At 71.7% G+C, this 14,438-nt stretch carries 9 protein-coding genes; all 9 read left to right on the forward strand.

What is annotated here, in order from left to right; translation table 11 throughout:
• The first annotated feature begins 41 nt into the window (after positions 1–41).
• Genes R2B38_RS37105 through R2B38_RS37145 form a run of 9 tightly spaced genes read left to right on the forward strand, consistent with a single transcriptional unit; the run spans position 42 to position 14,438 of the window.
• Positions 42–1,358, forward strand: a complete 1,317-nt coding sequence (locus R2B38_RS37105) for a nucleotide sugar dehydrogenase (protein WP_318020170.1) — start codon at positions 42–44, stop codon at positions 1,356–1,358.
• Positions 1,348–2,613 carry a glycosyltransferase family 4 protein gene (locus R2B38_RS37110; RefSeq protein ID WP_318020171.1) on the forward strand — a complete coding sequence of 422 codons (1,266 nt, stop codon included), beginning with the start codon at positions 1,348–1,350 and terminating at the stop codon, positions 2,611–2,613. The genes R2B38_RS37105 and R2B38_RS37110 overlap by 11 nt, the downstream gene beginning before the upstream one ends.
• Positions 2,610–3,992 (forward strand): Wzz/FepE/Etk N-terminal domain-containing protein, encoded by a 1,383-nt coding sequence (locus tag R2B38_RS37115; protein WP_318020172.1) that lies wholly within the window; start codon positions 2,610–2,612, stop codon positions 3,990–3,992. The genes R2B38_RS37110 and R2B38_RS37115 overlap by 4 nt, the downstream gene beginning before the upstream one ends.
• Positions 3,989–5,509, forward strand: coding sequence for a Wzz/FepE/Etk N-terminal domain-containing protein (locus R2B38_RS37120; RefSeq protein ID WP_318020173.1), 1,521 nt, complete (start codon positions 3,989–3,991; stop codon positions 5,507–5,509). The genes R2B38_RS37115 and R2B38_RS37120 overlap by 4 nt, the downstream gene beginning before the upstream one ends.
• Positions 5,510–5,511: 2 nt before the next feature.
• On the forward strand, positions 5,512–7,446 hold the full coding sequence (gene asnB / locus R2B38_RS37125; protein WP_318020174.1) for an asparagine synthase (glutamine-hydrolyzing): 1,935 nt from the start codon (positions 5,512–5,514) through the stop codon (positions 7,444–7,446).
• Positions 7,447–7,461: 15 nt separating this feature from the next.
• Entirely contained in the window at positions 7,462–9,642 is a 2,181-nt protein-coding gene (locus R2B38_RS37130; RefSeq protein ID WP_318020175.1) for a bi-domain-containing oxidoreductase, read from the forward strand.
• Positions 9,639–11,606 (forward strand): alginate lyase family protein, encoded by a 1,968-nt coding sequence (locus R2B38_RS37135; RefSeq protein ID WP_318020177.1) that lies wholly within the window; start codon positions 9,639–9,641, stop codon positions 11,604–11,606. The genes R2B38_RS37130 and R2B38_RS37135 overlap by 4 nt, the downstream gene beginning before the upstream one ends.
• On the forward strand, positions 11,603–13,147 hold the full coding sequence (locus R2B38_RS37140) for a right-handed parallel beta-helix repeat-containing protein (RefSeq protein WP_318020178.1): 1,545 nt from the start codon (positions 11,603–11,605) through the stop codon (positions 13,145–13,147). Before R2B38_RS37135 ends, R2B38_RS37140 begins: the two co-directional genes overlap by 4 nt.
• Before the next feature lies 1 nt (position 13,148).
• On the forward strand, positions 13,149–14,438 hold the full coding sequence (locus R2B38_RS37145; RefSeq protein ID WP_318020179.1) for an O-antigen ligase domain-containing protein: 1,290 nt from the start codon (positions 13,149–13,151) through the stop codon (positions 14,436–14,438).

Genomic DNA, 14,438 nt, shown 5'->3' on the forward strand with positions numbered 1-14,438 from the left:
ACCGCAGGCCGCAAGGGCCTGACTGGGGGGAGAGACGGGGCATGAGAGTCAGCGTTTTCGGGCTCGGCTACGTGGGCTGTGTGTCGGCCGCGTGCCTGGCCAGCATGGGGCACGAGGTCATCGGGGTCGACGTCAACCAGGTGAAGGTCGACCTGGTCAACGACGGCAAGGCCCCGGTGGTCGAGGAGCGGATCGGCGAGCTCATCGCCGAGGTCGTGCGGACCGGCGCGCTGCGCGCCACCCGCGACGTCCGCGAGGCGATCGCGAACAGCGAGGTGTCGCTGATCTGCGTGGGCACCCCGTCGGAGCCCAACGGCAGCCTGTGCACGACCTACTTGGAGCGGGTCACCGAGGAGATCGGCGCCGCGCTCGCCGAGCGGGGCGGACGGCAGACCGTCGTGTTCCGCAGCACCATGCTCCCGGGCACCTGCCTGAACCTGCTGGTGCCGATCCTGGAGAAGAACGTCGGCGGCACGGCCGGGGTCGACTTCGGCGTCGCGGTCAACCCGGAGTTCCTGCGCGAGGGCACCAGCGTGAAGGACTTCTTCGACCCGCCGAAGACCGTCATCGGCGAACTCGACCCGGCCAGCGGCGACGCGGTCGCGGCGCTCTACGAGGGCCTGCCCGGTGAGGTGTTCCGGGTGCCGATCCCGACCGCCGAGGCCATCAAGTACGCGGACAACGCGTTCCACGGCCTCAAGATCGGCTTCGCGAACGAGCTGGGCTCGGTGTGCCAGGCGCTCGGGGTCGACTCGCACCAGGTGATGGACGTCTTTCTTGCCGACCGCAAGCTGAACATCAGCCCCGCCTACCTGCGGCCCGGCTTCGCCTTCGGCGGCTCCTGCCTGCCCAAGGACCTGCGCAGCCTGGTCTTCGCCGCTCAGCGGGCCGACGTCTCGGTGCCCATCCTCTCCCACGTGCTGGCCTCCAACTCCGACCATCTCCAACGGGCGGTGGACCTGGTCGAGCGCAGCGGCAAGCGCAAGGTGGGCCTGTTCGGACTCTCCTTCAAGCCCGGCACCGACGACCTCCGCGAGAGCCCGCTCGTCGAACTCGCGGAACGGCTCTTCGGCAAGGGCTACGACCTCAAGATCTACGACGCGAACGTGAGCCTCTCCCGGCTGCTCGGCGCGAACCGCGAGTACATCGAGAGCCGGCTGCCGCATCTCGCGCAACTGCTCGCCGACTCCGTCGACGAGGTGCTGGAGCACGCCGAGGTGTGCCTGGTGGGCACCAAGGACGCGACCGTACTGTCGGCGCTGCCCCACACGGGCGACCCGGCGATCATCGACCTCATCCGCCTTCCCGACGCCGACGCGCGCCGGACCGAACCGGGGTACATAGGCCTTGCTTGGTAACGAGACCGGTGGCGACGGCACGAAGCGTCGCGCGCTGATCCTGGTGGAGAACCTGTCGGTCCCCTTCGACCGGCGGGTGTGGCAGGAGTGCACCACCCTGCGCGACGCGGGCTGGGACGTGCACGTCATCTGCCCCCAGGGGGAGAAGCGGGACACGGAACCGGAGGCCGTGATCGACGGGGTGCGGATCCACCGCTACCCGTTGCGCGCGGCCACCGGCGGACCGGCCGGCTATCTGCGCGAGTACGGATCGGCGCTGTGGCACACGCTCCGGCTGGCCCGCAAGGTCGGCCCGGTCGACGTGGTCCACGCCTGCAACCCGCCCGACCTGCTGTTCCTGCCCGCACTGTGGCTGAAGCGGCGCGGCGCGCGGTTCGTCTTCGACCAGCACGACCTGGTACCGGAGTTGTACCTCTCCCGGTTCGACCGGGGTGAGGACCTGCTCTACCGCGCGGTGTGCGCGCTGGAGCGGCGGACCTACCGGGCCGCGGACATCGTGCTCGCCACGAACGAGAGCTACAAGGACGTCGCGCTGAGCCGTGGCGGCAAGCGGCCGGAGGACGTCTTCGTGGTGCGCAGCGCGCCCGCGACCGACCGGTTCCAACCGGTGCCGCCGGAGCCGGAGTTGAAGCGCGGCAAGCCCCACCTGCTGTGCTACCTCGGCGTCATGGGCCCTCAGGACGGCGTCGACTACGCCTTGCGGGCCCTCGCGAAACTGCGCGACGAGCTCGGGCGGACCGACTGGCACGCCGTCTTCGTCGGCGGCGGCGACGCCTTCGACGCGATGGTCGAACTGTCCCGGCAGCTCGGTCTCTCCGACCAGGTGCGGTTCACCGGGCGCATCCCGGACGCCGACCTGGTGCGCTACCTGTGCACCGCGGACGTGTGCCTTTCGCCCGACCCGTGCAATCCGCTCAACGACGTGTCGACCATGAACAAGGTCCTGGAGTACATGGCGATGGGACGGCCGATCGTCTCGTTCGACCTCAAGGAGGCGCGCGTCTCCGCCGGTGACGCCGCCGTCTACGCGCCCGACGACGACGAGGCCCAGTTCGCCAAGCTCATCGCGCTGCTCCTCGACGATCCGGACAAGCGGGCCCGGATGGGCAAGACCGGCCAGGAGCGGATCAGTGGCCCGCTGTCCTGGCAGAACTCGCAAGCGTCGCTGCTCGCCGCCTACACCGCCGCATGCCGGGACCAGTCCCCGGTGTCGGCGGGCGGGCCGGTCCGTACGGGGAAGAGGCCGCACCATTGAATGAGGACACGATCCGTCTGGTCACGATCGGACGGATTCTCCGTCGGCGGTGGCGGCTTCTCGCGCTACTCGCCGTTGTGGGTGCGCTCGTCGGCTACGGCACCTCGGTGGTGCTGATGCCGCCGCGATACACGGCGGCGGCATCGGTCCTGCTGCCGGGCCAGTGGGACCAGCGCGAACTGCTGACCCAGGTGGACATCGCGACCAGTTCCGAGGTGGCCGACCGCGCGGCCGCCACGCTCGGCTGGAAGGGCGTCAGCGGCGCCGACCTGCAGGACAAGGTGAGCGCCAAGGCCGACGACGGGAACATCATCAAGATCTCCGGCACGGCCGACACTCCGGAGCGCGCGCAGCGGCTCTCCGACCAGATGGCCCAGCAGTTCGTCACCTTCGCCGTGCGCATCGCGGGCGGCAGCATCGACCCGGCGGCGGCCACGGAGACCGAGGCGCTGCGCAAGCAGGTGGCGGACACCAACCGCCGCATCACCGACCTGGCCGCTGCGGCCGATCCGGGGCAGACCGTGGAGAGCGTGCAGGCCCGCACCGAGCTGGAGGGGCTGCGCACCGCGCTGCAGGACGCCATGAAGAAGCTCGAAGAGGCCGACCCGTCGGCCACCGGCAAGGCCAACATGGTCGTCATGGGGCCGGCGCCTCGGCCGACCGGCGCGTCGGCGCCGACGAGAACGCAACTGACCGTCGGCGGGGCGCTGTTGTTCTTCCTGCTCGCGGTCATCGGCCATCTCGCCGCGGTACGGGTGAGCCGCCGGCCGCGCACCGAGGCGGAGATCGCCGCGGCGCTGGGCTCGCCGTTCCTCGGCACCGTCGACGTGCCCGGTGAACGGAGCGGGCACGAGCCGGAGAGCCGTGGCCCGAGGTCCCGGATCCGTCGGCTGCTCGGCGTCGACACCCGGTGGGACGTACCGATCCCGCAGCGGTCCGGCGACGAGTCGGACAGACGGATCCGCTACCGGCGGGTGTGCGCTCGCCTGAGAGACCAACTGCCCGCACCCCGGCGGCTGTTGGTCGTGGTACCGGAAGACGACGAGGTCGCCCGCCGGGCCGCCGGGCAGCTCGCCGCCGAGAGCACGGGCGATCCGCTGCTGCGGGTGGTGGAGGTGTCGGTGGAGCGGCCGGTCGTGCCGGATCGCGACCGCGACACGGAGTCCGGTGCCCTGGTCGTCGTCGGCGCGGGCAGCCGGACCGCGGAGGAACTCGCGGACATCGCCGAGGCGTGCGCGGACGGCGGCCACGAGGTCGTCGGCGTCGTCGTCGCCGGCGCGGTACGCACCACCCGTCCGGCGCGGACCGCCGGCCGTCCGGCGGACGAGGCCACGTTGACGTTCGCGGTGCACGGCCACACGACGGGAGGCCCGGCGTGATGACGAGCACTACTTCGGAGTCGTCGGCGACCACTCCGCTCCTCGACGTACAGGCGCTGGTGGTCGCGGTGCGCAGACGCCGCCGGCTCTGGTCCGCGATGGCCCTGCTCGGACTGCTGATCGGCGCGGCCGTGGCGGTCCTGCTGCCGCCGGCACCGGCCGCGGTGACCAAGGTGCTGGTCGCGCATCAGGAGGACCAGCCGAACGACACCGGAACACTGATCCGCACCGACGCCCAGCTGCTGGCGACCTCGCGGATCGCCGGTGCGGCCCTGAAGATTCTCAAGTCCCCGGAGAAACCCGAGGACTTCATGAAGGACTACCGGGGCTCAGGACTCACCAACAACGTCCTGGAGATCGATGTGACGGGCAAGACCGACGCGGAGGCGGTGGCCCGGGCCAAGGCACTGGCCGAGGCGTTCGTCGCGGACCACGCCCAGCGCATCCAGGCCATCGCCGACGCCAACGCCCAGGGCCTGCTCGACCAGCAGGCCCGGATACAGGCGGAGCTCGCCGACGTCAACAAGACGATCGCCGGCCGGACGCCCGACACCGACCCGAAGGACTCGGCGAACCTCGAATCGCTCTTCGCCCGGCGGGCCGAACTCACCTCGCAGATCTCCGACTTCGGCCAGCGCGCCGAGGAGGCACGCGTCGGCGCGCCCCAGCTCGTCGCCGGTACCCAGATCGTGGACGCACCGCGCGCGGTGCGGCACTCCCTGCGCAAGACCGCCGTCACCGACGCCGTGATCGGACTCGTCCTCGGGCTCTTCCTCGGGCTCGCGCTGGCCGCGGTCGGCGTGGTCGTGGCGGACCGCCCCGTGCTGCGCCGGGACATCGCGGCGAACCTCGGCGCCTCGGTCATCGCCGAACTGCCCCGCCGTTCCGGCAGGTTGTGGCAGCGCCGGCGGACCCGGGTGGCACGCGAACGGCTCACCACGACCCTGGCCCGCACCGCGCGCGGCTCGGCGGAACCGCTGTCGCTGCTCGAACTGGGCTGCGCGCGCGGCACGAGCGCGATCGCCCTCGGCCTCGCCCGGGCACTGGGGGAGGACGGCCCGGTGACCGTCGTCGACGGTCTCCCCGGCACGCAGCTCTCGGGCCGCCGCCCGAAACCGGGGGACCCCACCGTGGTCGGCGGCGAACACGCGGCGACCGTGTCCCCCCAGGACCAGCGGATCGGCGTCGGCTCGGTGGCACCCGGCACGGCGTGGACCGACCTCCAGCACCTCGGCTCCCGGACCGTGCTCGTCGTGCGGGCCGGGCACGGCAGCGCCGCATGGCTGCACACCGTGGCCCGGCAGCTCGCGGACCAGCGCATCCCGGTGATCGGTGTGGTTCTGATCGACCCCGATCCCCGCGACCGCACCGACGGCACGCTGTGGGACGGGCTGGCCAACGCGCTGCGCGGCCGGAGCGAGCGGCCGACCTGGCAGAACGCGGCCGGCCGGCGACTCACGGAACGCCAGCCGATACGGGCCGCACGGGTCCCGGACAACGACCAGGAGGTGCGGTAGACGTGTGTGGCATCGCGGGCACATACCGATGGCCGGACGGAAAGGCCGTCACCGACCGGCTCACCGACACCCTCGCCCACCGCGGCCCGGACGGCGCGGGCCGCTACGGCCACCCCCTGGGTGAGGGCGAAGTGCAGCTCGGGCACCGCCGGTTGTCCATCATCGACCTGTCCGAGACCGGCGCCCAGCCGATGGTCTCGGACGGCCTCGCCCTGACGTACAACGGCGAGCTGTACAACGCGCCCGAACTCCGGGCCGAGTTGGCGGCCACCGGGGTGCGCTTCCGCGGCACCTCCGACACCGAGGTGCTCCTGGAGGCCTGGCGGCGCTGGGGCACGGACTGCCTGCCCCGGCTGCGCGGCATGTTCGCGTTCGGCGTCTTCGACGAGCGCACCGGTGAACTGGTGCTCGCCCGCGACCAGTTGGGCATCAAGCCGCTGTTCCTGCTCCGGCGCGGCCAGGGCCTGATGTTCGCCTCCGAGCTCAAGGCGCTCGCCGCCGCGACCGGCGGGACGCTGGAGGTGGACCACGCGGCACTGGTGGCCTCCCTCCTCTACTACTGGGTGCCGGACTCGCGCTGCGCGTTCCGCGAGGCGGAGAAGCTGCCGCCGGGGAGCTGGCTCAGGTGCCGGCCCGACGGCCGGGTGGAGCGCGGCAGTTTCTGGAACCTGAAGGACGTGGCCGCCGAGGGCCAGGAGCGGGCCCGCGCCGGTGAGCTGCCCGACCTCGACGCCGTCGTCGAGGAGTCGACCCGGCGCCACCTGCTCTCCGACGTCCCCGTGGCGACCTTCCTCTCCGGCGGCCTCGACTCCAGCTATCTGACCGCGCTGGCGGCCCGTCACCAGCCGGGGATCTCCGCCTACACGATCGGCTTCCGCGCCGAGGACGCCAAGTTCGAGGCGATGCCGGACGACCTGCGCTACGCCCGGCAGGTCGCCGAGCAGTTCGGCGTCGACCTGCACGAGATCGAGATCGCCCCGAACGTGCTCGACCTGCTGCCGCAGATGACGTACAGCCTGGACGAGCCGATCGGCGACCCCGCCGCGATCAACACCTACCTGATCTGCATGGCCGCCCGGGAGGCCGGGGTCAAGGTGATGCTCTCGGGGATGGGCGCCGACGAGCTGTTCGCGGGGTACCGCAAGCACTTCGCCAACCTGCTGGCGCTGCGCTACCAGCGCGTCCCGCGGCCCCTGCGCCGCGGGGTGTCCGGGGTCGTGGACCGGCTGCCGGTCGCCTCGGCCACCCGCGGTTACCGGTCGGTGCGGTTCGCGAAGCGGTTCCTCTCCTTCGCCGATCTGCCCGAGGAGACCGCGTTCCGGCGCAGCTACACCATGTACGACAGGCCGGAGCTGCTCGCCCTGATCGATCCCGACCTGGCCGGGACGGTCGACGACGTGCTGACCGAACACGCCGACGTCTACCAGGACAACGACCTCGACGACTTCGTCAACCGCATGTGCCTGACCGATGCCCGGATGTTCCTGCCGGGCCTCAACCTCGCCTACACAGACCGCTCCAGCATGGCCGCGTCGACCGAGGTGCGGGTGCCGTACGTGGACGTGGAGGTGGTCAGGGCGGCGTTCGCGGTGCCCGGCGACCGCAAGATCGTCGGACGGCAGGGCAAGGCCGCTCTCAAGGAGGCGGCCACCTCGATCCTGCCCCGGGAGATCGTGTACCGGCCCAAGGGCCTGTTCAGCGCCCCGCTGCGCGCCTGGATGAGCCGCGACCTGGCACCGCTGGTGCGCGAGGTGGTCAACGACGGCCTGCTCGTCAACTCCGGGCTCCTGCGCCGCGAGGCGCTGGCCCGCATGGTCGCCGAGGACGCCGCCGGACAGGCGGATTACTCCAAACACCTCTGGCACGTACTGACCCTCGAGTACTGGTATCGCGACGCGACCTCTGGCTCCGCCCAGAGCGCTCGGACGACGGCTTAGAAAACAGGAGTTCTGGTGAAGCAGGTTGTACAGAACTACAAGAGCGGCGAGCTGGCGGTGCTCGACGTTCCGGTACCGGGATGCAAGCCGGGCGGGGTGCTGGTGCGCAGCGCCTACTCGCTGATATCCACCGGCACCGAGCTCATGAAGGTCTCCGAGGCCGGCATGTCGATGCTGGGCAAGGCCCGCTCCAGGCCGGACCAGGTGGCCAAGGTCATGCAGAGCGTGGCCACCAACGGGGTGCCCGCCACCTACCGCAAGGTGATGGGCAAGCTGGACTCCTACACCCCGCTGGGCTACTCGCTGTGCGGGGTCGTCGAGCAGGTCGGCGCCGGGATCGACGACGTGAAGGTCGGCGACCTCGTGGCCTGTGCCGGCAACGAGCACGCGCTGCACGCCGAGTTGAACTGGGTGCCGAAGAACCTCTACGCCCCGGTCCCCGACGGTCTCGCCCCGCAGCACGCGGCCTTCGGCACCGTCGGCTCGATCGCGATGCAGGGCGTCCGCCAGGGAGAGCCGCAGCTCGGCGAGGTGGCACTGGTCATCGGCCTCGGGCTGATCGGGCAGCTGGTGGTGCAGCTGCTCACCGCCGCCGGGGTCCGCGTGGTCGGCGCCGACCCCGACCCGTCGCGCTGCGAACTCGCCGAGCGCCTGGGCGCCATGGCCTGCGGCGACCCCGCGTCCCCGGCTGTGGAGGCGGCCGTCGCCGAACTCACCGACGGTCACGGCGTGGACCAGGTGTTCCTGGCCGCCGGCGGCGGCAGCAACCAGCCCGTCGAGCTGGCCGCCCGGCTCGCGCGGGACCGCGGCCGGGTCGTCGACATCGGCAAGTGCCGCCTCGACCTGCCCTGGAACGCGTACTACGAGAAGGAGCTCGACGTCCGCTTCTCGCGCTCGTACGGCCCCGGGCGCTACGACCCGTCGTACGAGCTGGAGGGCCGGGACTACCCGATCGGCTACGTGCGCTGGACCGAGCGTCGCAACCTGGCCTGTTTCCTCGACCTCGTCGCCCGGGGCCGCGTCGACGTGGAGCCCCTGGTCTCCCACATTGCCGACTTCGACGACGCCGTGGAGACGTATCAGCGCCTGAAGGACGGCGAGTTGAAGGCCGTGGCCGTGCTGTTCCGGTATCCCGAGCAGACGGAGGAGGCGGAGGCCCCGTCGGTGGCCGTGCCCGCGGTGCCGCCCGCCGCCAAGGTGTCCACCCCGGCCCGGTCCGCGAAGAGCCCGGTGCGGCTCGCGTTCGTCGGTGCCGGCAACTACGCGACGTCGATGCTGCTGCCGCACCTGGCCCGGCGCGAGGGCGTCGAGCTGTCGACCGTGGTCACCACGACCGCGCTCTCCGGGGCCAACGCGCAGCGGAAGTTCGGCTTCGCCAAGGCGACCACCGACCTCGACGCCGTCCTCGGCGACAAGTCCGTCGACGCGGTGTTCGTCGTCACCCGGCACAGCTCGCACGCCGAACTGACCCGGCAGGCGCTGCTGGCCGGCAAGACGGTGTTCGTGGAGAAGCCCCTGGCCCTCACCGAGGACGAGCTCGCCGGAGTGCTCGCGGCGGTGGAGGAGTCCGGCAACGACCGCCTCCAGGTGGGCTTCAACCGCCGCTTCGCACCGCTGCTGACGGAGGCCAAGGAGCGGTTCGGCGCCCGGACCGGCCCGGCGAGCCTGCGCTATCTCGTCAACGCGGGCAAGCTGCAGCACGGCAGCTGGTACCTCCAACAGGGCGCCGAGGGCTCGCGGTTCGCCGGTGAGGGCGGCCACTTCATCGACACGGCGAGCTGGCTGCTCGACGCCGACCCGGTCTCCGTGTACGCGACGGCCGCGCCCGGCAACGAGGACCTCCAGGTCGTCCTGCGCTACCCGGACGGCTCCACCGCCACCATCAGCTACGTCACCACCGGCGCCTCCGGCTTCCCCAAGGAGACCCTGGACCTGGTCGGGGACGGCAAGGTGCTGAAGCTCGACGACTTCGTCCGTGCCTCGGTCCACGGCCCCAAGAAGTGGGTCAGTTCGCGGCTGCCCAAGGCCCGGGACAAGGGCCAGAACGCCGAACTGGCCGCGTTCGTCAAGGCAGTTCGGACCGGCGGGCCGATGCCGGTGCCGCTGGAGTCGCTGGTCGCCACCACGGCGGCCACCCTCGCCGTGGGGACCGGTCTGGCCGCCGGCGCGCCGGTGACCTTGGCGAGGACGCCATGACCATGAGCGCGGGCTGGTACCTGCGCCGGCTCTCCCGGATGGGCCCGCGCGAGGTCGCGGGCCGGGCGGGCGACGCCGTGCGCAGGCGGCGCTGGCGGTCGGCGCGGCCGGACTGTCCGAGCGTCTCCGGCGCCCGCTTCACCGCCGTCCTGCCCGCGGGCACGGTCGCCGAGGTGGCGCCGGACGCCGTCAAACGGCTGGTCGCCGAGGCGGACCGACTGATGGGCGGGCACGCCGAGTTCTTCGGCGTGGTCCGCGACGACCTCACCGACCCGGACTGGTTCCACGACCCGAAGACCGGGCGCCGGGTCCCGTCGGGCTACGCCTTCGACGTGCCGTACCGCGACGAGGACGTGGCCGGGGACGTCAAGCAGATCTGGGAGCCGTCGAGGCACCAGTACCTCACCGTGCTCGCCGCCGCCTACGCGGTCACCGGCGACGAGCGGTACGCCGAGCGCGTCGCCGCCCATCTGCGGTCGTGGTGGGCGGCCAACCCGCCGCTGCAAGGCGTGCATTGGATCAGCGGGATCGAGCTGGGCATCCGGCTGCTGTCCTGGGTGTGGATCCGCCGGCTGCTCGACGGCTGGCCGGGCGCGGCCGAGCTGTTCGAGGGCAACCCGGTGGCGCTGAACCAGATCTGGCACCACCAGCGCTGGCTGGCCGCCTTCCCCAGCCGGGGTTCCTCGGCGAACAACCACGTCATCGCCGAGACCGCCGGACAGTTCGCCGCGGCCTGCGCCTTCAACTGGTTCCCCTCGTCGGGGCGTTGGCGATCGGACGCGCTGCGGTCGCTGGAGCGGGAGTTGCGCGCCAACACCTTCGACTCCGGCCTCAACCGCGAGCTGGCCACCGAGTACCACGGACTCGTGCTGGAACTCGGCCTGGCCGCGCTGGCGGAGGCGGACGCCGCCGGTGTGCCGGTGCCCGAGTCGCTCCGGCTGGTGCTGCTGCGGATGACCGACGCGCTCGCGGCCGTAGTGGACAACCGGCTGCGTCCGCCCCGCCAAGGAGATGCGGACGACGGCTTCGGCCTGGTCCTGGACGGCGCGGGCACCGACCGCTGGGCCTCGCTGCTCGCCACCGGCGACGCCGTGTTCGGCCGGCTCGACTGGTGGCCGAAGGTGGCCGGCGCCGATGTGCGCACCCCGCTGCTGACCGCGCTCATCAAGCCGTACGCGAAGGACGCGGACGCACGCCCGGCGACCAGGCCCGACCACTTCGCCGACGCGGGGCTCACCGTCCTGCGCGGTCCCGAGGAGATCTGGTGCCGCTGCGACGGCGGTCCGCACGGCTTCCTGTCCATCGCCGCGCACGCCCACGCCGACGCGCTGTCCGTGGAGGTCCGGCACGACGGGGTGGACGTGCTCGCCGACCCGGGGACGTACTGCTACCACGGGCAGCCCGCGTGGCGGCAGTACTTCCGGTCGACCCTCGGGCACAACACCCTGCAACTGGACGGCGTTGACCAGTCCGTCTCCGGCGGCCCGTTCCTGTGGACCCGGCACGCCCGCACCCGCGTCCTGGACGTGGACAACTCCGGTGCGGGGGTGGCCCGTTGGGCCGCCGAGCACGACGGCTACCAGGGCTCGGTGCACCGCCGCCGGGTGGAACTGGCCGCCGCGAGCCAGGAGTTGAGGATCGTCGACGAGGTCCGCGGCCAGCACGGCCCGCGCCGGGACGTGCGGCTGGCATTCCACCTCGGCCCGGCGATCGCCGCCGACCTGGCCGGGCACCGGGCCGTGCTCACCTGGACCCGGGACGGTGAGGAGCGTTCCGCGGTGCTCGACCTGCCCGCGCAGCTGTCCTGGCAGGCGCATCGCGGCGAGAGCGACCCGCCGCTGGGCTGGTACTCCGCCGGATTCGGGCGCAAGGAACCCACCACCACGCTGATCGGCTCCGGTTTCGCCGACGGCGCGGACGGGTTCACCACCGTGCTCGGGTTCCGCGGCCAGGGGGGCGCGTGAGGATCACGAGGCGACCCTGGGCGCTGGCGGCGGCACCGCTGGCGCTGGCCCTGCTGACGGCGACCGGCTGCGACAGCACGTCGAGCGCCCCGGCCACGACGAAGCCGACCGCCGCGCCGTCGACGTCCACGTCCGCCGCCCGGACCGTGGCCCGGGTCTGCGCCAACCCCGCGGCCGGCCCGGCGAAGGCACCGGCGGGCGCGGTGACCGTCGACCCCGCCGTGGTCGGCGACCTGGCGGCGAAGACCAAGAACAGCCCTCCGAACACCACGTTCTGGCTCCGGCCCGGCAAGCACAGGCTCGACCCGGACCGGTACGCCCAGGTCATCCCCAAGAAGGGGGACCGCTACCTCGGTGCGCCGGGCGCGGTGCTCGACGGCCGGAAGAAGAACCAGTACGCGTTCACCGGCAACGCCCCCGATGTCACCATCCGCTATCTGACGGTGCAGGGTTTCGTCGCGCCCCAGGACGAGGGCGTGGTCAACCACGACTCGGCCGACGGATGGGTGATCGAGGACGCCACGATCCAGAACAACTCCGGCGCCGGGCTGATGGCCGGTGCCCGCCAGCAGGTCCGCGCCGACTGCCTGCGCGACAACGGCCAGTACGGCATGAACGCGTACAAGGGCAACGGCCGTCTCACCGGCCTGGTGGTCGAGGGCAACGAGATCACGGGCAACAACACCGGTGACTGGGAGCGGCGCAAGGAGGGCTGCGGCTGCACCGGAGGCATCAAGTTCTGGGAGGTCGACGGCGCGGAGATCAGCGGGAACTGGGTGCACGACAACCGCGGCGCCGGACTGTGGGCGGACACCAACAACAACGACTTCCGCATCGAGAACAACGTGATCGAGGCCAATGACGGTGCCGCGCTGATCTACGAGACCAGCTACAACGCGGTCATCCGGGACAACACGATCCGGCGGAACAACTGGGTCGAGGGCCGCAAGGCGGCCGACGGCGGCGACAACTTCCCGTACGCGACCGTCTACCTGTCCGAGTCCGGCGGCGAACCCCGGGTCAAGGCCCGTACCGACAAGATCGAGATCTACCGGAACGTGCTGGAGGACAACTGGTCCGGGATCACCCTCTGGGAGAACGCCGACCGGTTCTGCAACAGCCCCGCCAACACCTCCTCCGGCGACTGCACGCTGCTGGTGAAGAAGACCGCCAGCTGCGTGCGGCCGGCCATCGCCAAGGCACCGCTCTACTCCGACTGCCGGTGGAAGACCCAGCGGGTGGACATCCACGACAACCGCTTCGTGCTCGACGAGTCCGTCGTCAAGTGCACGGAGATGTGCGACCGCATGGCCGTGCTGTCCAACTACGGCACCTATCCGGACTGGTCGCCCTACAAGGGCGAGCAGGTGGCCGACGCCATCACCGAGAAGCAGCACAACCGCTGGCACGACAACGTCTATGTCGGGCCGTGGAAGTTCGTCGCCGAGGACCAGAGCAAGGTGCTCGACTTCGGGCAGTGGCAGGCAGCGCCCTACCTGCAGGACAAGGGCAGCACCCTCGACCTTCAGGCCGGTGGTTGAGATGGCCGAGAACCTGACGCGCGCGGCGGCCACGGCGGGGACGCCGCCCGGCGCCGCACCGCGCCCGGCCGGCACCCCGAAGACCGTCGGGATCGTCTGGGGGCTGCTGGTCCTCAACACGCTCGGCTCCGCCGGGGCGAAGACCATCGTCCCGCTGCCCCGCTCCCTCATCCAGATGGTCACGATGGGCTCGCTGGTCGCCGCGTTCGCGCTGGCACTCGTGGCCAACCAACGGGTGCGCATCCGGCCCAGCGCCTACGTGCTCCTGCTCAGCCTGCTGCTGGTGTCGAGCGTGATCTCCAGCGCGAGCCTGGAGTCCGGGCTCGGCGCGCTGTTCCGCTGCTTCCGGCTGGCCCTCTTCATCGGCACCCTGTGGCTGCTCACCCGCTGGTGGGACGGCGGCCTGACCTTCGTCCGGTACCACATCCGGGCGTACTTCGCGGTGCTCGGCTCCGTGACCGTCGGCCTCGTCGTCGCACCGGGCAAGGCTCTGCCCGGCCTCTACGGCGGACGTCTCGTCGGCGCCCTGTGGCCGCTCACCCCGCCGCAGATCGGGCAGTACGCGGCGGTCATCATCGGCCTCACCGCGCTGCTCGTCGTGGGCCGCCGCGTCGACCGGACCAGCGCCGTGCTGGTCATCGTGCCGTCGCTGGTGCTGCTCGCGCTGACCCACACCCGGACGGCCACGCTCGGCCTGCTCCTCGGGCTGGTGCTGGCGATCGGCTCGCTCGTCCTCACCAGCGCCGCGGCCCGCCGCTTCTTCAGCTGGTCGGTGCTGATCTCCGTGGTGGCCGCGGTCGGCTTCGCCTCCGCGCTGCAGACCTGGTTCCTGCGCGGCCAGAGCCAGGAGAACTTCTCCAGTCTCACCGGCCGGGCCAAGGTCTGGAACGCCCTGCTGGCCGAGCCCCGGTCCGCCGCGCAGCAGGCGTTCGGCGTGGGCCTGGGCGACAAGTCGTTCGGCGGGCTGCCGATCGACAACAGCTGGCTGGCCGTCTACAACGAGCAGGGCCTGATCGGCGTCACCCTCGTCGCGGTGATCATCGCCGTGCTGGGCGGCGTCGCGCTGCTGCGGCCGCCGTCGCTGGAGAGGTCCTGCGCGATCTTCCTGATCAGCTACTGCGCGATCGCCTCGTACACCGAGGCCGGACTCGGCGACGCCTCGCCGTATCTGCTCCATCTGGCCCTGGCCGCCTCGCTGTTGGCGGTCCCCGCCCAGGCCGCCCCCCTCCTGCTGCCCGAAGCCTCCCGACGACATGTCCCGCGCTGGGCCCGTAGATCGGAGGTGACCTGA

Origin of the sequence: Streptomyces sp. N50, from assembly GCF_033335955.1 — a bacterium.
In the GTDB taxonomy this organism is placed as follows: Bacteria; Actinomycetota; Actinomycetes; order Streptomycetales; family Streptomycetaceae; genus Streptomyces.